The organism is Pseudomonas sp. LBUM1663, from assembly GCF_059695905.1.
The window spans coordinates 3,924,712-3,944,832 of sequence record NZ_CP166792.1 but is presented as its reverse complement, the minus strand read 5'-3'; the positions used below and the strand labels follow the sequence as shown (position 1 = coordinate 3,944,832).

The window sequence follows — 20,121 nt, the reverse complement described above, 5'->3', positions numbered from 1 at the left end:
GGCGGAAACAACATCGACCAGCAGAGCTGGCCGATGCTTGTGACGGTCGGCCTGACTTAGGCGACCGGCTGACGCCAGTCATCGGAACCCGAAGTACCGGATACTTCGTGGGTCCAGGTGATTTTGCGGTAAGTGAACTGTACTTCTTCCAGGTGGGTGAAGTGCGAGTTCGACGGATCCTGGCAGTTGTGCATTTTGTTGTTGATGGCGACGATGATCGCGTCTTCCAGTTTGGTGGTGTAGTAGTGCTCTTGGGTACCTTGAGCCGAAGTGCGGTACCACTGGATAACGATTTCGCTCATGCGCTCGCCGGAGGTCAGAGCAGCTTGCAGCAGTGGCGAAGCCTTGTCGTAGACCTTGGTGATCACGACTGGCTTGTGAACGCGCTGACCGGTTGGCTGGCCGGACTGTGGGTCACGCGGGATGATCACGTCGTGGCTGAAAGCCTGAACCATGACCTGGTCTTCGTGACCTTCTTGATAAGTGTTGCCAACCGAGTCGGCGGTGAACGCGCCGGCAGTGATCAGACCTTGTTTTTCGCCAGTGACGGACATGTACGCTGGAGTAGCCATGGATGTGCTCCTTGCTGAATAAAGTGAGGTGCCCGGGAGGCGGTATCGCCCGGTGGGTGCCTGACTGTTATCAAGGTCCGTGCCAGAAACGGTTAAGGCCATACAAATCAAGGTGTTGAGGCTTTTTTTAAAGAGCTGTGAAGATTTTTGTAAGAGGTGCCGTGTGAATGTGCGCAAGTTCTTGCGCAGCACTGCGCAAGAACTTGCGCACTTGGCTGGAGAGCCTGGCAGGCCGGGCGATCAGCGATCCTTCAAGCGCGTTTGGCGCGAGCAGTGCGCAACTTCTTGCACAGCAAGGCTTTGCGCCATCACGTGAAAGTACCAGGAAGCCGTTGCAACGAATCGATGGGCTGAGTGGTCCATAAAAACAGCGCCGTCGAGCGTCCGAACAACCTGGAAGTGGAGTGAGAACGACATGAAAATCCTGATGGTTTTAACGTCCCACGATCAATTGGGTAACACGGGTAAGAAAACCGGCTTCTGGCTGGAAGAATTCGCCGCACCGTACTTCGCCTTTAAGGATGCCGGCGCTCAACTGACCCTGGTTTCGCCCAAGGGTGGCCAGCCGCCGTTGGACCCGAAAAGCGACGAGCCAGACGCGCAAACTGCGGCCACTGATCGCTTTCGCAAAGATTCCGCAGCCCAGTCCGCATTGGCGTCTACCGCGCTGCTGAGCAGCGCGAGGGCTCAAGATTACGATGCGGTTTTCTACCCGGGCGGTCATGGTCCGTTGTGGGACCTGGCCGAAGACAAGAACTCGATCGCGCTGATCGAAGCGTTCATCGAGGCGGATAAACCGGTCGCGGCCGTTTGCCACGCACCGGGTGTGCTGCGTCACGTCAAGGGTGCGGATGGCCAGCCATTGGTCAAAGGCAAGCGGGTGACGGGATTCACCAACACTGAGGAAGAGGCGGTGCAACTGACGAAGGTCGTGCCGTTTCTGGTGGAGGACATGCTGAAGGAGAAGGGCGGTGAGTACTCCAAGGGCGCGGATTGGGAGAGTTATGTGCTGACGGACGGATTGCTGATCACTGGGCAAAACCCGGCGTCGTCCGAGGCTGCCGCTGAGGCGTTGTTGGCAAAACTCCGCTAAACACGGAATCTCAGCGGATTGAAGATTCTATGTGGCGAGCGAGCTTGCTCGCGCTGGGCTGCGAAGCGGCCCCAAAAATTCTACGTATGACGGAGATTTTGTGAGTGCTGCGCACTCAAGCGGAAGCAAGCTCCCTCGCCACACATTGCAATCGGCTGGCAGTTCGTTGAGTCAAATCAGACGCGACAATCTCGAAGTCTCAAAACATTGTTCGATCGAGCGCCGCTGAGTCTCGGCGTACAACCTCAATTCATCAATGGTCGGCCGCCCCAGCGCCTGTTCAAACGCCTGCTGGTTCGAATGCACGCCATAATTCACCTGTGCCGCATCCCCCAAGTTCGACTGGAAAATCCCCGCCGCGCTGACCGGCAGAAAATCCTCATAAACCAACGGTTCGACCCGCAAGTACCCGCCGCTGAGCAAGTCGTCCAGGGTCGAGGATTTCAGCTCGTCCGCTGCCAGACCTTTTTCCGTGACGAAATAGCGGAAGTACGCCAGTTCCTGTTGGCGCATGCCTTCATACGTGTCAGGGAATTCTGCAAAGTGCTGTGCCATCAGCGCGTTGTAACGTGCGGCATTGGCTTCGTTGGGGAAGTCCTTCAGCTCATCACGGGCTGCGTTAAGCAGGCGGTCGTAAAGTGCCCGGCCTTTCGGGGTGAGCGCAGCGCCGCGTTGTTCGATTTCGCCAAAGCGTGCGCTGTGGCTACCGCGCGTCCCGGCTTGGTCGGTGAAGGCAATCGGCTCGTCGAGCGCCTTGAAACTGGTCTGACGCAGCAGGATCGGGCACTGGCGGCGGGGCGGGCCTTCGATGACGGCTTTGGGCGTGATGCCGTGGGCGGGCATTTGCGCCTGAACGATGTCGATGTCCAGGGTGCGCGGCGTCAGGTGATTGATGTGCGGGCCTTTGAACGCGACCACGTCGGCGATCAGGCGATGCTGTGCGCTGAGTTTCTGGTACTGCTGGGCGGTGACCGTGGCGCTGTGGTGCCAGCGAAAGGTTTCCAGCGCCTGTTCGACGAAGTCCTGGGCCTCTTGTTCGGTCAGACCGCCCGCGGTTTCGGCGCGCTTGATCAGTACGAGGGCGGCCGGGGTGAAGATCTGGCGTTTATCCAGCACCGATTGAGCGAAGGCTCGCAGTTCCAGGTCTTCGATCAGTTCCAGGCGCAGCAGGGAGGTGAACACCCGGAACGGGCTGACTTGCAAGGCGGTTTCATGCACGGCGCGGAACGCGGTGGAGTGCACCGGCACGCCGGCCGGGGTCAGGTCGTAATAGCCCACGGGTTGCATGCCCATCACTGCGAACAATCGGGCGAGGGTGGCCAGTTCGTCAGCGGTGCCGACGCGGATTGCGCCGTGACGCTCCAGGTCCAGCCGCTCGATTTCGCCGGTGCTGTTCAGCTGGCGGGCCACCTGCGGATCGCTGTCCAGCACGTGACGGTTGGTCTGCTCCACCAGCTCCATCAGCGCGCCGTACAGCGGCACTTCTTCGCGGTACATGTCGGACATCGCTTTGGAAAAGCGTTGGCGGATCAGGTCAGGGCTGACGAAGCTTGGGTGGCTCATGAAAAAAATTCCTGGCGCGGGGACGTGAAGGATGTGGGAAAAGATCGCAGCCTTCTGCAACGCCGACAAACGAAGAATCTTACGGACTTCATTCTGCCAAGGACTGACGCACACCCGGCCTGTAGATGCCACCTTGTGGCGAGGGGGCTTGCCTCGTTCGGCTGCGAAGCAGTCGTGAATTCAAACAACGCGGTGCATCAGATAGACCGTGCGTTCAGGTTTTGCGACTGCTTCGCAGCCGAACGGGGGCAAGCCCCCTCGCCACAGGGCAGCTGCCTGAAGCGGGGGATTACAGGTGCGAACGGCTTTCCGAGCGCAGCGATCCGAGGAACTCCCGATACAACCGCGCCGTATTGGCCGGCTGTTCGACCATCGGCATATGGCCGATGTGGTCCCAGATGTCCACGCGCAAATCAGCAATGCCTTTACTCCAGACGGCCACGCTGCTGACATCGATCAAGCGATCCTTGTGCCCCCACAGCAGCAGCGCCGGGCACTTGATGTCGGGGAGTTTGGGCTCCATCGGCGGGCTGGCGCGAAAGTCGTTGAAGATTTCTTCCAGCTCATCGCGACTCTGTTCATAACGCTGGGCGATGGCGTCCAGCACCACGCCCGGCACCCACGGCGGCTCCGCCATGGTCATGGCGTAGAAGTGCCGGAATTCTTCCCGTGAGTGAATCAAAAATGGGTTGTGCCCCTTGGCCAGGTGTCGCTCCAGGTCACTGGCCTCGGGGGCGGTGACGCCGGCCGGGTCGATCAGGGCGACGGAGGCAATCCGGTCCGGGTAAGTCGCCGCCAGCCACGCCGCCATATAGCCTCCCATCGAATTGCCGATCACATGGACTTTTTCGACTCCGCAAACGTCCAGCAGCTGGATCATCCGCTTGGCCTGCAGCGGGATGTCGTAGCCGCCACCGGCCTTGAACCCGGTTTCGCCATGGCCGGCGATGTCGGGGATGATCACCCGATAGTTGCCGACAAAGTGTCGGGCGAAGCGCAGCCAGATGTTCTTGTCGGCACTGTAGCCGTGCAGCATCAACACACTGCTGGACGCTTCATAGGGCCCGCCTTGCCAGGTCGAGACGGTCATTTCCGTGATCGGTACGACGATTTTGTGCAGCCGATACAGCTTGGCTTCCAGGGCCATATTCAGGTCATAGAGCCAATAGCCGATGGCCGGGTAACTCAGCCAGCTCCAGGCCACAAAAACCGCGATAAGGACAACCAACACAAGCATCAGGCATCTTCCTTTTACGTGATCAGGACAAAATGTGGTCGGCGGGTTTCAGTGCCCGGGTCAACCGGTAGTAGCTGAAACTGAACCCCGGGAACATGGCGATCACATGACCGCTCTTGCTTTGATACCAGCTGTGGCAGCCCCCGGACTTCCAGACGGTGCGCTCCATTTCACGGTGGATCATCTCAGTGTAGGTACGTTCTGCCTCGGGGCGTACTTCGATGCTGCGCAAGCCGCGTTCTTTGAGCGTGCGGATGCAGTCGAGGATGTAATTCATCTGTGACTCGATGATGAACAGCGCCGAGGTGTGGCCGATGCCGGTGTTGGGCCCGGTGACGATAAACAGGTTGGGAAAGTCCGGCAGGCTGGTGCCCAGATAGGCCCGTGGGTACTGGGCCCAGACGTCTTTGAGCCGGGTACCGTTTTTTCCGGTGACCGGGTAGGAAATCACCCCGTCGGTGGCGTCGTACCCCGTGGACCAGACGATCAGGTCCAGGTCGATGTGCTGACCGTCCAGGGTGACGATGCCGGTCTCGTCGATGGACGCGATGCCTTGTTCGCGGCTGTGCAGCGTCACGTTGCAGCGGCCGAGCGCCGGATAGAGGGTGCTTGAGACAATCACTCGCTTGCAGCCGATGGTGAAGTCCGGTGTCAGTTTGCGGCGCAATTCGGGGTCGGGCACTTGGCGTTTGAGGAAGCGCAGGGCATGTTGCTGGACCATGCGGATCGCCGGTTTCGAGTATTTGAAGGCAATCACCCGAGTTTCGAACTGCCAGTAGAGCATCCAGCGCAGCAGTTTGTACGCCGGTTTGAGGCCCAGCAGCCAACGCTGGAAAGGTCCGAAGGTGCGGTCGGCGCGGGGCAATACCCAGTGCGGCGTGCGTTGGAGCACGTGCAAGTGCTCGACATCGGGGGCAATGGTCGGAATGACCTGCGCCGCACTGGCGCCGCTGCCGACGATGGCGACGCGTTTGTGCCGGTAGTCGAAGGTGTGATCCCAGTTGTTGGTGTGGAACGTCTTGCCATGGAAGCGTTCCTGGCCTTCGAAATGAGGCACCACCGGTTGACTCAGCGGTCCCGTCGCGTTGATCAGGAACTGCGCGTAAAACGTGCCCTTGGTAACGGTGTGCACCGCCCAGCGCTGGCCGTCGGCGTCCCATTCGATACGCTCGACATTGGCTTGCAGTTCGACTTTGTCCCGCAGGCCGAAGTGCTCCACCACATACTGGGTGTAGTGGTGCAGTTCAGCTTGATCGGCGAACATTTGCGTCCAGCGGTAAGGCGCGAAGGACAGTGAATAAAGCGGCGAGGGCACATCGACGGCGGCGCCGGGGTAGGTGTTCTGGCACCAGGTGCCGCCAAAAAAGTCCCGTCGTTCCAGCAGGCGAAAATCGTCGATGCCAGCCTTGAGCAAATTGATCGCCGCGCACTGACCGCCAAAACCGCTGCCGATGATCAACACTTGAAAGGTCTGCATGGGCCTCCTTTTTTATCGATTATCTGATGCTCCCTTCATGTATAGCCCAAACACTGCATACACCACTTGTGGGAGCGGGCTTGCTCGCGAATGGAGCGCCGCAGTACATCAGGCACACCGCGTCATCGTTCTTCGCGGGCAAGCCACGCTCCCACAGACTGCATAGGCTTCAGGCTGCCCGCCGGTGATGGCTATTTAACGTTGCCCTGATAGACTCCCACCACACCCGCGCCCCGTGTTTTGTCGGGTTCCGTTGTGTGACGCAGAGGCCCTTATGGGAAAAACGGGAGGAAAAGGGCTGTCACTGGCCAGAAGGCTCTATACATCGCGAACCCTGGGTTTGGCCCTGGGCCTGTTGTGCGTAGGCGCGGCGATGTATCCACTCAACCCGGCGCCGTGGGTCTGGGGGCTGATGCTGTTCAATGGCGTGCTCTGGCCGCATGTTGCCTATCAATGGGCGCGGCGGGCGAAGGTGCCCTTTCACGCCGAGCATCGAAACATCTTGGTCGATGCCTTTCTCGGTGGATTCTGGGTCGCCGCCATGCAGTTCAATCCGCTGCCGAGCGCGGCGACGCTGTCCATGTTGGCCATGAACAACGTGGCGATCGGTGGTTTGCGGTTCCTGCTGGTGGGCACGGTTGCGCAGATTCTCGGGGTGGGTGTCGGCCTGCTGGTGTTCACGCCGGCCTTCGTTGCGCCAACCAGCCCGTTGCAGCTGTACGCCTGTCTGCCCCTGCTGATCCTGTATCCACTGGCGCTGGGCTGGATCTGTTTTCAACAGGCCACCACCCTGGGCCGCCAAAAACGCGAATTGCTGGCCCTGAGCCGTACCGACAGCCTCACCGGCCTGCTGAACCATGGCGCCTGGAAGGACCAACTCGAAGTTGAATTCCAGCGTTGCCAACGCCAGCAGCGGGGCGGGGCGATTGCACTGATCGACATCGATCATTTCAAGACAATCAATGACACCTACGGCCACGTCGCCGGGGACATCGTGCTGCGGCAACTGAGCAAAATGCTCAAGCAGAACCTGCGCGCGACCGATGTGGCGGGGCGTTATGGCGGTGACGAGTTCTGCGTGCTCCTCCCGGACTTGCCCCTCCACAGCGCAGCGGCTGCCATGGACGCCTTGCGTGATCGCTTCGCAACCCTGGGCTATGAGCAGAACCCGGCGCTGAAAGTCAGCTTGAGCATTGGCTTGGCGGCATTCGACCCGTCACACACCGACGCCACCCTGTGGCTCAACGATGCCGACCAGGCACTCTACGAAGCCAAGACCACCGGCCGCAACCGCGTGATCTACCGCATAGACGGCAAACCCCATCATGAACTGCTCGACCCGGTCTGAAAGCCAACACACATCCCCCTGTGGGAGCGGGCCCTTGTGGCGAGGGGGCTTGCCCCCGTTCGGCTGCGAAGCAGTCGTAAAACGTTGAATGCGGTGTGCCTGAAAAAACGCGATGGTAGATCTGGGGCCGCTTCGCAGCCCAACGGGGATAAATCCCCTCGCCACAAGGGCCCGTTCCCACAAGGGGTGGTGTGTCAGGTCGTTTGGTGTCGCATTGGGCATAGAGCCTTGCGCCGTAGTCAGGTAGGGTGTTTTTGACCCCCGACACGAAACAAGGATCGATTCATGACGCTCAATCTCCCTCGTTCCCTGCTGGCCACCAGCCTTGGCCTGACCCTCGCCCTCGGCGCATTCGCCCCTGCAGCCTTCGCCGAACCCCACAAACAAGTCCTCGCCGATTCCGAGCAGTACAAGGGTGAAGCCCTGAAACTGTTGGAGCGGCTGGTAAACATCGACTCCGGTTCCGGCTATGAGCCCGGCCTGACGCAAGTGCGCGACATCGCCATCGACGAGCTGAAAAAACTCGGCGCCACCATCGAACTGCTGCCCAACACACCAGACAAAAGCAGCCACGTGATCGCGACCCTCAAAGGCACCGGCAAGGCGAAAATCCTGCTGATGGCGCACATGGACACCGTGTTCAAGGAAGGTTCGGCCGCCGAGCGCCCGTTCCATATCAAGGATGGCCGCGCCTACGGGCCGGGCGTGATGGACGACAAGGGCGGCATCGTCGCCGGGATCTACGCACTGAAAGTCCTGAAAAACCTCGACTTCAAGGACTACGCGCAAATCACCTTCCTGCTCGACGCCAGCGAAGAAACCGGCTCGGACATCGCCACCGACCTGATCAAGAAAACCGCCAAGGCCCACGACGTGACCCTCAACCTCGAACCGGGCCGCCCGGCGGATGGCCTGGTGGTGTGGCGCAAAGGCAGTGCGACGGCGGTGGTGGAAGTCAAAGGCAAAGCCGCCCACGCCGGTGTCGCGCCGGAGTTGGGACGCAACGCGGCGATGGAGGCGGCGCACCAGATTCTGCAACTCGGCAAACTGGGTGATGCCGAGAAGAAAACCACCATCAACTTCACCGTGATCAAGTCGGGCGACCGCACCAACGTGATTCCGGACCAGGCTACGGCCAAGGCTGACGTGCGGGCGGCGGTGCCGGAAGAGTTTGACCGGATCGAAAAAGACCTGGCGCGGGTCTCCAGGGACAAGCTGATTCCTGATACCGAAGTCACCACCACGCTACAGCGCGGTTTGCCACCGATGCCGCAGACGGCGGAATCGGATCGGCTGATGGCCATGGCCCAGGGGATTTACGGTGAAATCGGGCGCAAGTTGACGGAAGAAGGCAGCGGCGGGGCGGCGGATGCCAGTCTCTCGGCCGGTGTGGGTACGCCGACGCTGGATGGGTTCGGGATTGTTGGCGGCAATATTCATACACCTGAAGAGTACGCAGAAGTAGAAAGCGTGGCACCGCGGATTTACCTGTTGTCGCGGATGATTATGGAGTTGGCGAAGCGCTGAAAATTGTTCCCTGTGGCGAGGGAGCTTGTCGGATCGCCACAGGGATTTTTGGTGTTAGTAAAACCGATGTCCTACAGCGCAACATGCTGCTGCGCTATTCCTTCACACTCATGAACTCTTCCGCCCAACGGATATATTCCTCAGGCTGCGTATACGTATGAGTCAGCTCGGTAGCGCTCAAATCCGACGCCTGGGTAAAGATCTGTCGTTGCTCACGCAAGCTGTCATATGTCGCCTTGATCGCCGCGAAGTATGCGCCATGACCATCAATGGTCACCCGCACGCCCAGTTCGGCCAGGCGTTTGTCGTCGCGCAGCGCCGGGTTGCCGTAGGTGACCAACATCAGTGGCACGCTCAGGTGTTCGGCAATCTGTTCGAGGTGATCGAAGTCCCGCACGCCGACCATGCAGATCCCGTCTGCACCGGCCTGCTGGTAATGACAGGTGCGGCTGATGACTTCCTGAACCGGCAGGATCCCGGCGTTGGTACGCGCAATGATCGCCATTTCCGAGTCGACCCGGGCTTCCAGGGCCGCGCGGATCTTGCCGACGCCTTCCGCCACGCCGATCAGGTCGGTGGATTTGCGGCCGAATTGCGCCGGCAGCAGGGTGTCTTCGATGGTCAGGGCGGCGATGCCGGCGCGTTCCAGTTCGACGATGGTGCGCATCACGTTGAGCGCGTTGCCATAGCCGTGGTCGGCGTCGGCGATGACCGGCAATTGGGCCACTCGGCCGATGCGCGTGGCCTGTTCGGCGAACTCGCTGAGGGTGATTAAGGCAAAGTCGGGGGCGCCCAGCACCTGCAACGAGGCAACAGAACCACCGAGGATACCCACTTCAAACCCCAGGTCAGCAGCAATGCGGGCCGACATCGGGTCGAAGACCGACGCCGTGTGATAGCAGGTGTTGGAAGCAAACAGCTCGCGGAAGTTACGGCGCAAATCTTGATGAGAAAGCCTGGACATATGAGTTCCACCAATACAAAGGAATGGAAAGGCTTGAGCAAAGGTGTCAACGCCGAAGGAACAAAAGGCTATCACGTGGAGGAGGGGAAGATGATGACGAATTTAGCACTGAGAGGATGACGCTGTTCCTGTGGCGAGGGGGCTTGCCCCCGTTCGGCTGCGCAGCAGTCGTAAAACGATGGGCGCGGTGTGTCTGGAAAAATAGGGTGGCAGGTTTTGGGGCCGCTTCGCAGCCCAACGGGGGCAAGCCCCCTCGCCACAGGTAAACCCCACTCACCACAAGGGTGGGGGAGGATTCAGGATCTGATCACGCTGCCACCGCCTGCTGTTGCCGATTGGGCAGCGGCACTGCTCGCACGGAGTTACCCGGTTGCAGTTGCAGGCGTTTGGCCGTGAGTCGGTCGACGATCAGGCTGTTGCCCACCAACCGGGCCTGGGCGGTGGTGATGCGGCAGTTTTCCAGGCGGCGGTTGTGGATCAGCCACACCGGGGCCTGTTCGTCAGGCGTGCCGATGGCCAATACCAGTGGTTGGCTGTCGCGCACGGTGCGGATTTTCGAGACCGGTGCCTCGATCACCGGGCCAGCGTCGAAGATGTCGATGTAACCCTGATGCACAAATCCTTCGGCGCTGAGGATCTTCAGCGCCGGTTCGGTGTTCGGGTGTGCCTTGCCGATGACCGCTTGGGCCTGTTCGGTGAGCAGGCAGGTGTAGAGCGGCTGGCGCGGCATCAGTTCGGCGATGAACGGTTTGCTGCCCAACCCCGACAGGTGATCGGCGTGGCTGAAATCCATCTTGAAAAAGTGCCGCCCCAGGCTGTCCCAGAACGGTGAGCAGCCGTGTTCGTCGGCGCTGCCGCGCAGTTCGGCAATGAGCTTGTCGCCGAACAGGTGCGGGAACTCGGCCACGAACAGCAGGCGTCCCAGGGACAGCAACCGACCGTTACTGCCATGGCGTTGATCGGGGTGCAGAAACAGCGAGCAGATTTCCGATTGGCCGGTCATTTCGTTGTTCAGGAACAGCGTCGGAATCTGCCGCTGAATCCCCAGGTCGGGCGACGAACTGACCGTCAGCCCGACCCGATAGTTGTACCAGGGCTCACGCAGGCCAACGGCGCCGGCCAAGGCACTGATGCCGACCACCTGCTGATCGTCATCTTCCAGCACGAACAGGTAATCGGCATCCGCACGCTCGACCTGTTCGGCAAAGGTCCGTTGGGCCCAGCGCACCCGGTGCACCAGACGCTCTTCGTTGGCCGGCAGGGTGGTGAAGCCGGGGCCGGCCTGTTGCACCAGGTCCATCAAGGCGGGCAGGTCGGTGACGCGAACCGGGCGGACAATCATGATGCAGCTCCTTCTTCGCGCCAGTTCGGGCGCTGTCGTTGGGCACGGGGCCGGGTGATGCTCACAGGGCAATCAGCCGGATCGGGCTGCCATCGGTGACGTTCAGGGCGGCGCACATCTCGGCGCTCAACCCCACCGGTTGGCCGGCCTGGACATTCAGCTCGGCGACGATCGCGCGATAGTCCTTCAGCGCATCATTGCTCACAAGGTAACGGCCGCACGCATCGATCAGCGAAGCCCGTTGCGCCGTACCGGTCTGGCTTTGGGCGATGGAGAGAATGTTCGAGGTGCGCGCGTACAGCGTCGGCCCACCGTCGAACAGGTCGATGTAGCTGTTGGTCTCAAATCCCTCGCGCTCAAGAATATCGAAGGCCTCCTGGCCGTCGGGGTGGATCCGGCCGATGCAATCCTGTGCAGCCTGGGGCAGCATCGGCACGTAGATCGGGTAGTGCGGCATCAGTTCGGCGAGGAAGGTCCGGCTCTCCAGGCCGCAGAGCCGCTCGGCCTCGGCGTAGGGCAGGTCGAAGAAATGCTTGCCCAGCGCATCCCAGAACGGTGATTGCGCTTCATCGCTGCTGAAACCGACGATCTCGGTGATCACCGCTTGCGCAAAACGCTGCGAATGGGCGGCAATGAACAACAGGCGCGCCCGGGACAGCAACTCCGAAAACGGAGTGCGCACCAGCGTCGTGTCGATGTGAAAGCCCCGTAGCAACGTGTGGCCGCTGAGGTCCTGACACAACGACAACGCCGGTACGCCGTGCTCGATGTTCAGCTCCCGGGAGGCGCTGGTGAAGTGGCGGTTGCGCAAACTGTAGAACGGTTCGTTGAAGCCGGCGGTGGCAAGGATTTCCGAGCACCCCACCAGACGCCGGGCCGCGAGATCCTCCAGCACGAAGAAATAGTTCTCCGGGCCATGAGCCTCCACGTCTTTGTCGAACGAGGCGCAGGAGTCGAGAATCCTCAGGTGCAGGCGTTCAGTGTCGTCCGGCAAGGACGTGACACCGACCAGGCTGTCGCGCGCCAGTTGCTGTAACTGGGGCAGGTCGGTTAACTCGACTGGGCGTAAGACCAGCATGGATGTACTCCTGTATCAAAGGGTTCGGCGATGTGTGCCGAACCTGACTATCACTGTCGGTTTCCACGCATTAAATCGGCGGTCGCCTGATTTCTTGTCAGACGCCGCTCTTTTTCTTGTCAGCCGTTGCTCGGGTCGGGCAACGCCGTGCTGGCGCCCAGCTTGTTGAGGAAAAACAGATACACCAGGCCCAGGGCAATCCAGATCAGACCGAGTTTTTGTGCATCGACACCCATGTTGTACATGATGGCCGCGACGATGATGAAGCCAATCGCCGGGCAGACCAGGTGACGGATCACTTGGCCGGACTTCTGCCGACGCCAGTAGTAATTGATGACCGTCAGGTGCAGCAACATGAAACCGCTCAACGCGCCGAAGTTCACCAGTGAGGTGAGGGTGTCTACCGAGTTGATAAACACGTAGCAGATCACCAGCGATAGCACGGCCACCAGGTAGATGCTCAGGTAAGGGGTGTTGTGTTTCGGGTGAACCTTCGCCAGCACTTTCGGCAATTTGCCGTCCCGGGCCATGCCGAACAGCAGGCGCGACACCGCCGCTTGCGAGGTGATGGCGACCGCTACGCCCCAGGCCAGGGCGGTAGCCACGCCGGTCAGGGTTGCCAGCCAGCTGCCGGCAGCGATTTCGGCGATTTCATAGAACGCGGTGTCGGCGGAGGTGAAGCCCATGCCGGCCGCCAAGTCAGTGGCAATCCAGGTTTGCGCGACGAAGATCACGCCCATCACCAGCAGCGTAATCAGCGCTGCTTTGCCGACGCTGCGGCCCGGGTCCCCCTTGATTTCTTCAGCGAGGGTGGAGATCGCATCGAAACCGAGGAAGGACAGCACCGCAATCGACACGGCTTGCATCAGCAGGGCGAAATTGAAGGTTTGCGGGTTGTACAACGGCGCCAGGGTCAGTTGACCGTTGCCACCGCCGCTGTGCAGTGCATTCCAGGCGTAGAACAGGAAGATTCCCAGCACCACCAGTTGCGCCAGCAGAAAGACAATGTTCATGCGGGCGGTGAAGGTGATGCCCCGCAGATTGACGAAGGTTGCGCTGACCAGAAACGCCAGGATGAAACCGACCTTGGGAATATCCGGGTAAAGGTGATTCAGCGCCATGGCCGCGTACACGTAGAGCAGCGGCGGAATCAGCAGGTAATCGAGCAGCATCAGCCAGCCGGCGATAAACCCGACGTGCGGGTTGAGGCCGCGTTGCGCGTAGGAATACACCGAGCCCGCAATCGGAAAGGCCCGCGCCATGCTGCCGTAACTCAGGGCGGTGAACAGCATCGCCACCATGCCGATGATGTAGGCCAGCGGCACCATCCCGGGCGCTTCGGCGTTGACGTAGCCGTACACACCAAACGGGGCAATGGGGATCATGAAGATCATCCCGTACACCACCAGGTCTGTCAGCGACAGGCTACGTTTTAACTCTTGCTTGTAGCCGAATTCTTCTATTTCCATGAAGCCCTACTCCTTGGGATGAAAGCAGCTGCACGCTGCGGGTTTGACGCGATTTTTTACAACAGCGGAGCCAGATAACCTGCCCAACGACTGACGTTTTCAGAGGTGCGCAGCAAATCGTTGCGCACCTCGATCAACACCGATTCCAGTCCTCGTGCATCGCCGTGGACCGGCACAGTCATGTCGCCCAGCGGGTTGATTTTGTACGGCTCATTACCGGCGACCTTCAAGGGGTGCTGGCTCAACCCGTCAATCAATCGTTGGGCGTAGCCCTTGGCTTCGCCAAACAGCACGCCGATTTCCAACGCGCGCGGTTGGCCGTGGTAAACCGGGGTGAAGCTGTGAATGCCGACCACCCGGACCAGCCGCCCTTGGGCAATACGTTGGTCGATCAAGGTTTGCAGCCGGGCATGAAACGGTTTGAACAGGCATTCGCGGCGGTATTCGCGCGTGGCCTCGTCCAGATCCCGATTGCCCGGTATCGGATAAATCTCGCTCTGCGACGGAATGCTGTCCGGGGCATGGCGCGGGCGGTTGAGGTCAATCAATAGCCGTGAGTAATTGGCCGCCAGCAACGTCGCCCCCAGTGCCTGGGACAAATCTTCAGCCAGCGCCAGCGCGCCAATGTCCCAGGCGATATGCTCGCGAGCCGCGTCGTGACTCAAACCCAGGTCATTCAAACCGGGTGGAATAAAACGGCTGGCGTGTTCGCACACCAGAATCAACGGGTGCGCTGAGTCTTCGCGACTCAGGGTGTACGCGGGCTCGGTAAAAAGACCGAGTTCAGCGGATTCAGTACAGGCGTGCATAGTGCTCACAGCGTTCGGCGGGCGACAGCTGTTCCGTCAGCGTCAACTCCTCGGTTTTAAGGGCGAACCAGGTGTCCATCAACGCGCTCGGCAGGGCTTCGATCAGCGCCTCGCTGTTGCGCAGGCACTCGAGCGCCTGGGCAAGGGACGCGGGCAGGGCGACGATGCCACGGGCCTGGCGTTGTTCTTCGTTCAGGGAGTCGGGGATTTCATTAGTGATCGCGTTCAAGGCCAGGCGTTGCTCGATGCCCAGGCGACCGGCGATCAGCAGTGCGGCCATGGCCAGGTGCGGCGACGCCGTGGCGTCCATGGCGCGAAATTCCAGGTTGTATTGCGCCGCCACCGATTTGCCGCCCAGGCTCACCGTCGGGCAGATCCGCAGCGCTGCTTCGCGGTTGCGTTGGCCGAGGCACGCGTAGGACGCGCTCCAGTGATGCGGCTGCAAGCGCTCGTAGGACACCGGTGTCGGTGCGGTAAACGCGCACAGCGCCGGCAAGTAATGCAGGATGCCGGCGGCCCAGTGCTGGCCGAGGGTCGACAGGCCATTGATCGTGCCGGCGTCGTACATCAGCGGTTGGCCGTCCAGGTCCAGCAGGCTGACATGCAGATGGACGCCGTTGCACACGGCATGCTCGGACGTCTTCGGCGCAAAGCTCACGTCCAGGTCCATCTGCCGGGCGATTTCGCGGGTGATTTCACGCACGTTCACCGCACGGTCCGCTGCGGCCACACCGAGGGCGGGGCGGCAGGTGATTTCGTATTGATGCTTGCCGTATTCGGGCAGGAACATTTCCGGTTCGACGCCACCGGCGCGCAGGGCGCTCAGCAGCCAGCCACCGAACTCGGCGCCCTGACGCTGGGCTTCAAGGGAAAACGCCAGTTGATCGGCCGCGCCGCTGTTCAGGTTGAATTCATGTTCGAACGCGGCGTTGACCTGCAAGCCCAACTCGGCGCGATACCGCTCCACTTCATTGCGCAATAACGTGCGTGGGCAGGCGCCCCACGGGCGGCCATCGGTTTCGTGAATGTCGCTGTGGATGAAATCCAGCGCCGGGGCCGTGGCATCCGGGCCATTGCTGACCGTCACCCGGCTGCTCGGGTCGGGAATAAGCCGCAAATCGCCATACGCGCCCCACGGGTTGGTGGAGGCGATGATGTCTTGCGGGGTCAGGGCGCTGTTGGCCGGCACCCAGCCGCAGCCTGTCGCCAGGTAGTGTTCAAGTTCGTCCGTCGGAAACGAGCGACCACGCGTCACGCCGATCAGGTCGGTGGTGACGATGGTCGTCATGGGCAGCGGCGACAGGCGTTCGCTCATGGTTGCATCTCCTGCAACCGGCCGAGCACAGTCTGGGTGTCGGTGATCCAGCAGTAACCCTTGATCGCGTTCAGGCAGGCTTGATGACGCTGGGGCGTGTAGGTCGCACAGGCATCCTCCACCAGCGTCACCAGGTAGCCACGGTCGGCGGCATCACGTACCGCCATGTCCACGCACTGGTCAGTGACGATGCCGGCGATGATCAGGTGCCGCGTTTCAAGGTTGCGCAGCACGTAATCAATGTTGGTGGAGTTGAAGACTCCGGAAGAGGTCTTGGGCAAGACGATTTCGTTTTCTGTCGGCGTCAGGTCGTCGATGATCCTCGCCGGGGGGCTGCCCTTGGGTAAATGCATGTCCGACAGCTTGTGGTCCAGCGAGCGGTCGCGGCCATCGGCAGTCAGGCTTTCGATGATCGTGTGCAGCACGTTTTGCCGCGCGCTGCGAAAGGCACTGAGCAATCGGCGTTGATTGGGCACCACCTGCATGTGGGTGCGGGTCAGGAAGTATTCGCCGTCCGGTCCGTTGAGGTGCGGGTCGAACTGCGGTTCGAGCCAGGCCCGTTGCATGTCCACCAGCAACAGCGCGGTGTGGTCGGCAATGAACGGCAAGTCCCGGGGCGAGTGATGGGGGAGCGTGAACATCCTTATTTATCCTCCAGCAAATGGGTGTCGAAGTCGGCTCGCAGTGCATCGATGCCTTCCAGGCGATCGGCCAGCTCTGGGCTGCGCAGGGTCAGGCAGGCAATCAGCGCCTCGACTTGGGCCAGCGCCGGAACCAGGGTGTCGAAGGCCGACACCGATTCCACTGGCGCACTGATAATCAGGTCGGCCATTTCCCGCAGCGGTGAAGCATAGATGTCCGTGAACAACACCACCCGGGCGTATCGACTTTTCGCCGCATTGGCCACGCGCAGGGCTTGTGACTGGTAGCGGCGATAGTCGAACACCAGCACCACGTCCTGACGCTGCACGTCGAACAGCCGGTCCGGCAGTTGCGCGTTGTCTTCCAGGGCGAAACAGCCCGGGCGCAGCAGGCGCAAATGGTTGAGCAGATAACTGGCGAGGAAACTGCTGAAGCGCCCGCCAAAGCAGTGAACCTGATGGCGGGTGTCGAGCAGCCATTCCACCAGAATTCGCACATCTTCGGGCTGGGTCAGCGCATGGGTTTCCACCAGCGCCCGATGGGTGTTTGCCAGGTAATGACTCCAGGCGTCGCCTTTCTGAACATGAGAACGAAGCTGCAACAGGGCGCTGGGGGACCGGAGGCGGTGGTCCATGTCGCTGAGCAAGGCATCCTGGAAATCAGCGTAACCGCTGAAACCCAGTTTTTTCACCAGCCGCACAATGGTGGGGTCGCTGACACCGGCATGTTCGGCCAAACGTGACATCGGCCCCAGCCCGTTACGCGGGTACTGGTCCAGTAAGGCACGGATGACTTTGCGTTCCGCCGGCGTAAGGTCCAGGCCGGGATCGGTGATCAGGTCTCTGAGAGAGGGCATCCGGGCTCCTGCTGGATGGGTATGTCGGTTTTGTTTCATAAATCGCTAAAACAGTATTTATGTAGCGCATGCTACATGTCTAGCGAAACTTTCCGTGGTTTTTCAAGGCCCCAAAATGGGGCGAAAAGCCCGTGCGCTGAGGGCTACACGGAAGTCGACTGGCGTTGTAGTCCATCGCCCAGACGGGTGTCAGCAATTGCCGAAACTCAAGGCTCGAATGAGCCCGCGTCCTGTCGGTGCTGATGCAAACGAAACGCCCTGGATCAAGCGTCTTGCGGCACAATTGCGTCATTATCGGCGGCATCGAGCCTTTTTCCATTTCATCGACAGGGTGATAAACCGTGCAGGCAACCCGTTTGACCCTGATGTGCCACGCTCGAACCGTCGCACAAAAAATGTCGCGTTTTCCTACAAACGAGCCGTTGGAATTTTATGGCCAATTGGCGAAAGGTTCGCGCAGCGGCCAGTTCGATGGGGCACCACGGGTGCTCTGTGGGCCGGAGCTGCGCACGCAGCAGACGGCCGAGTTGTTTGGCAATGACGTTGAAATCGTCTCGGCTCTGAGGGATTGCGACTTCGGACGGTGGAGCGGGGTGCGGATCAATGACTTGCAAAAGTCCGACCCCGAGGCACTGCAAACCTGGCTCGATGACCCGAACTCGGCGCCCCATGGTGGTGAGTCGGTCGCGCAACTCGCTGAGCGCGTGGCGCAGTGGCTCCAGTCCCTTGAGGCAACACCGGGGCATTTCCTTGCCATCACCCATCCCTTTGTCATTCGTGCGGCACTGACGCAGGTGTTGCAGGCCAAGGCATTCAACCTGATCGACGTCGAACCGTTGTCGGCCGTCGAGTTGCGGTTCACCGGCCGCTGGCGCCTGCGTTTGCTTGAAGGAGAAATCTGATGAAAAAGCTGCTGGTCATCGGCATCGGCGCCGGCAACCCCGACTACATCACGATGCAGGCCGTGAAGGCACTGAACCTCGTCGACGTGTTTTTCCTGATGGACAAGGGCCAGAGCAAAGACAAATTGATCGACCTGCGCCGTGAGATTTGCGAGCGCTACATCACTGGTCACGACTACCGCTTCGTCGAAGCCCACAGCCCGGAGCGCGAGCGTGGGGAGGTGGACTACAAGACCAGTGTCGAAGCGCTGAACCTCGCCAAGCAGCAGACCTTCGAGCGGCTGATCAAAGAGGAACTGCCCGACGACCAGTGCGGCGGTTTTCTGGTGTGGGGCGATCCGGCGTTGTACGACAGCACCCTGCGGATTTTGCAGGCGATCCTGGCCTCGGGCCGCTGTGCGTTCGAGTATGAGGTGATCCCCGGTATCACCAGCGTTCAGGCGTTGGCGGCGCAGCACAAGGTGCCGCTGAATCGCATTGGCCGCTCGATTGAAATCACCACTGGCCGACGGCTGGCGGCGGGGCAGGTGAGCGATGCCGACAGCCTGGTGGTGATGCTCGATGCCGAATATTCCTACCATCAGGTGGCGGATCAGGAGACGGAGATTTATTGGGGGGCTTATCTGGGGACGCCGGATGAGATTTTGATCAGCGGCAAGCTCAAGGACGTGGCGCCGGAGATTGAACGCGTGCGCAAGGCGGCGCGGGTGGCGAATGGGTGGATTATGGATACCTATTTGTTGCGTAAGCCATAAAGGTACCGGTGTTCGAGCGGACCCATCGCGAGCAGGCTCGCTCCCACATTGGATCTTCAGTGTTTACACAATCCCTGTGGGAGCGAGCCTGCTCGCGATGGGGCCCTAAAACTCACCTCAGATTATTGCTTTGACCCCACGCCCAAACCGCTCCCGATACACCGACGGCGGCACCCCGACCACCCCCCGAAACGCCACCCGAAAGCTCTCCACCGAGCGATACCCACACTGCTCGGCAATCTGCTCGGTGTTTTGCCCGGTGCTCTCCAGCAACTCCCGTGCCCGCGCCAGCCGCTCATGCTGCAACCACGCCTTGGGCGGCATGCCCGTGGCTTCAGTAAACCGACGCAGGAACGTCCGTTCACTCATGGCCGCCTCGCTCGCCAGTTCGCGAACCTCCAGCGGTTCGTGCAAGCGTTCCCGCGCCCACTGCATGACACGGGACAAATCGCTGCGCGGCGTCGGGCTGACGGGCGTAGGAATAAACTGCGCCTGCCCGCCAGTGCGTTGCGGCGACATCACCAGGCGCCGCGCCACCGAGTTGGCCACCTGCGTGCCGAAATCCCGCGCCACCAAGTGCAGGCATGCATCGATCCCCGCCGCACTGCCGGCCGAGGTGATCAGTTGACCGGAATCGACATAGAGCACATCCGGGTCCACCAGAATGTTCGGAAAACATTCGGCCAGCTCAGCGGCGTAGCGCCAATGCGTGGTGGCGCCGTGACCGTCCAGCAGACCGGTCGCCGCCAGCACAAACACGCCAGAGCAGATCGACAGCAACCGCGCACCCCGCGCATGCGCCTGGCGCAGGGCGGCGAGCAAGGGTTCCGGCACCGGCGCGCTGCGGTCGCGCCAACCGGGGATGATGATCGTGCGGGCCTCTTCGAGCAATTCCATGCCGCCATCGGCCAGCACCTGAATGCCGCCCATGGCGCGCATCGGGCCTTGATCCACGGCGACGATACGATGCTCATACCAAGGGAAATCGAACTCCGGCCGCGCCAGACCGAAGATCTCCACGGCGATGCCGAATTCGAAAGTACAGAGGCCGTCGTAGGCCAGAATCGCGACCAATCCAGGGTTCGGTTGCATTTGGCGGAAAGTTCCCGGTGAGTGTCTTGTGCGCCACTGTAGCGGCAAGCGTCGGGCGGATAAAGTCTTCTCACACCCAC

General features: G+C 60.8%; 18 protein-coding genes. 5 read left to right on the top strand and 13 right to left on the bottom strand.

Annotated elements, in window-relative coordinates:
- Positions 1-56 precede the first annotated feature (56 nt).
- Positions 57-572: an Hcp family type VI secretion system effector gene (locus tag ACA075_RS18045; RefSeq protein WP_054051032.1), complete on the bottom strand. Its 516-nt coding sequence runs from the start codon at positions 570-572 to the stop codon at positions 57-59.
- 415 nt (positions 573-987) lie between these two features.
- Between ACA075_RS18045 and ACA075_RS18040 the strand changes: the two genes are divergently transcribed.
- Positions 988-1,665 carry a type 1 glutamine amidotransferase domain-containing protein gene (locus tag ACA075_RS18040; protein WP_497294322.1) on the top strand — a complete coding sequence of 226 codons (678 nt, stop codon included), beginning with the start codon at positions 988-990 and terminating at the stop codon, positions 1,663-1,665.
- Positions 1,666-1,836: 171 nt separating this feature from the next.
- On the opposite strand, the gene hglS is transcribed toward ACA075_RS18040, so the two are convergent.
- The 3 genes from hglS to ACA075_RS18025 all read right to left on the bottom strand — a co-directional run bounded on the left by hglS (position 1,837) and on the right by ACA075_RS18025 (position 5,942).
- Positions 1,837-3,228, bottom strand: a complete 1,392-nt coding sequence (gene hglS / locus ACA075_RS18035) for a 2-oxoadipate dioxygenase/decarboxylase HglS (protein ID WP_497294320.1) — start codon at positions 3,226-3,228, stop codon at positions 1,837-1,839.
- A gap of 289 nt (positions 3,229-3,517) precedes the next feature.
- Complete coding sequence (locus ACA075_RS18030) at positions 3,518-4,465, bottom strand: alpha/beta fold hydrolase (protein ID WP_497294319.1); 948 nt, start codon at positions 4,463-4,465, stop codon at positions 3,518-3,520.
- A 22-nt stretch (positions 4,466-4,487) separates the two neighbouring features.
- On the bottom strand, positions 4,488-5,942 hold the full coding sequence (locus ACA075_RS18025) for a flavin-containing monooxygenase (protein WP_497294317.1): 1,455 nt from the start codon (positions 5,940-5,942) through the stop codon (positions 4,488-4,490).
- 274 nt (positions 5,943-6,216) lie between these two features.
- Here ACA075_RS18025 and ACA075_RS18020 point away from each other — a divergent pair, with 274 nt between their 5' ends.
- Positions 6,217-7,290: a diguanylate cyclase gene (locus ACA075_RS18020; RefSeq protein ID WP_497294316.1), complete on the top strand. Its 1,074-nt coding sequence runs from the start codon at positions 6,217-6,219 to the stop codon at positions 7,288-7,290.
- Between the two features lie 285 nt (positions 7,291-7,575).
- A complete protein-coding gene (locus ACA075_RS18015; protein WP_497294314.1) occupies positions 7,576-8,817 on the top strand; it encodes a M20/M25/M40 family metallo-hydrolase in 1,242 nt (413 codons plus the stop codon).
- A 94-nt stretch (positions 8,818-8,911) separates the two neighbouring features.
- On the opposite strand, the gene ACA075_RS18010 is transcribed toward ACA075_RS18015, so the two are convergent.
- The 8 genes from ACA075_RS18010 to ACA075_RS17975 all read right to left on the bottom strand — a co-directional run bounded on the left by ACA075_RS18010 (position 8,912) and on the right by ACA075_RS17975 (position 17,292).
- Positions 8,912-9,781 carry an isocitrate lyase/PEP mutase family protein gene (locus ACA075_RS18010; protein WP_497294312.1) on the bottom strand — a complete coding sequence of 290 codons (870 nt, stop codon included), beginning with the start codon at positions 9,779-9,781 and terminating at the stop codon, positions 8,912-8,914.
- 307 nt (positions 9,782-10,088) lie between these two features.
- Positions 10,089-11,123, bottom strand: a complete 1,035-nt coding sequence (astA, locus tag ACA075_RS18005) for an arginine N-succinyltransferase (RefSeq protein WP_497294311.1) — start codon at positions 11,121-11,123, stop codon at positions 10,089-10,091.
- 61 nt (positions 11,124-11,184) lie between these two features.
- Entirely contained in the window at positions 11,185-12,201 is a 1,017-nt protein-coding gene (locus ACA075_RS18000) for an arginine N-succinyltransferase (protein ID WP_497294310.1), read from the bottom strand.
- Between the two features lie 119 nt (positions 12,202-12,320).
- Entirely contained in the window at positions 12,321-13,670 is a 1,350-nt protein-coding gene (locus ACA075_RS17995) for an APC family permease (protein ID WP_497294309.1), read from the bottom strand.
- A gap of 56 nt (positions 13,671-13,726) precedes the next feature.
- A complete protein-coding gene (locus ACA075_RS17990; protein WP_497294307.1) occupies positions 13,727-14,479 on the bottom strand; it encodes an N-formylglutamate amidohydrolase in 753 nt (250 codons plus the stop codon).
- Positions 14,463-15,794 carry a glutamine synthetase family protein gene (locus tag ACA075_RS17985; RefSeq protein WP_497294305.1) on the bottom strand — a complete coding sequence of 444 codons (1,332 nt, stop codon included), beginning with the start codon at positions 15,792-15,794 and terminating at the stop codon, positions 14,463-14,465. Before ACA075_RS17985 ends, ACA075_RS17990 begins: the two co-directional genes overlap by 17 nt.
- A complete protein-coding gene (locus tag ACA075_RS17980; RefSeq protein WP_497294303.1) occupies positions 15,791-16,435 on the bottom strand; it encodes a cysteine hydrolase family protein in 645 nt (214 codons plus the stop codon). Before ACA075_RS17980 ends, ACA075_RS17985 begins: the two co-directional genes overlap by 4 nt.
- Before the next feature lie 2 nt (positions 16,436-16,437).
- The gene (locus ACA075_RS17975) at positions 16,438-17,292 is read right to left on the bottom strand and encodes a MurR/RpiR family transcriptional regulator (protein WP_497294302.1); all 855 of its coding nucleotides are present in this window, start codon (positions 17,290-17,292) and stop codon (positions 16,438-16,440) included.
- Positions 17,293-17,633: 341 nt separating this feature from the next.
- Here ACA075_RS17975 and ACA075_RS17970 point away from each other — a divergent pair, with 341 nt between their 5' ends.
- Complete coding sequence (locus tag ACA075_RS17970) at positions 17,634-18,194, top strand: histidine phosphatase family protein (protein WP_497294300.1); 561 nt, start codon at positions 17,634-17,636, stop codon at positions 18,192-18,194.
- On the top strand, positions 18,194-18,949 hold the full coding sequence (gene cobF / locus ACA075_RS17965) for a precorrin-6A synthase (deacetylating) (protein ID WP_497294298.1): 756 nt from the start codon (positions 18,194-18,196) through the stop codon (positions 18,947-18,949). Before ACA075_RS17970 ends, cobF begins: the two co-directional genes overlap by 1 nt.
- Positions 18,950-19,066: 117 nt before the next feature.
- Here cobF and ftrA read toward each other — a convergent pair whose 3' ends face one another.
- On the bottom strand, positions 19,067-20,041 hold the full coding sequence (ftrA, locus tag ACA075_RS17960; RefSeq protein ID WP_497294296.1) for a transcriptional regulator FtrA: 975 nt from the start codon (positions 20,039-20,041) through the stop codon (positions 19,067-19,069).
- Positions 20,042-20,121 lie beyond the last annotated feature (80 nt).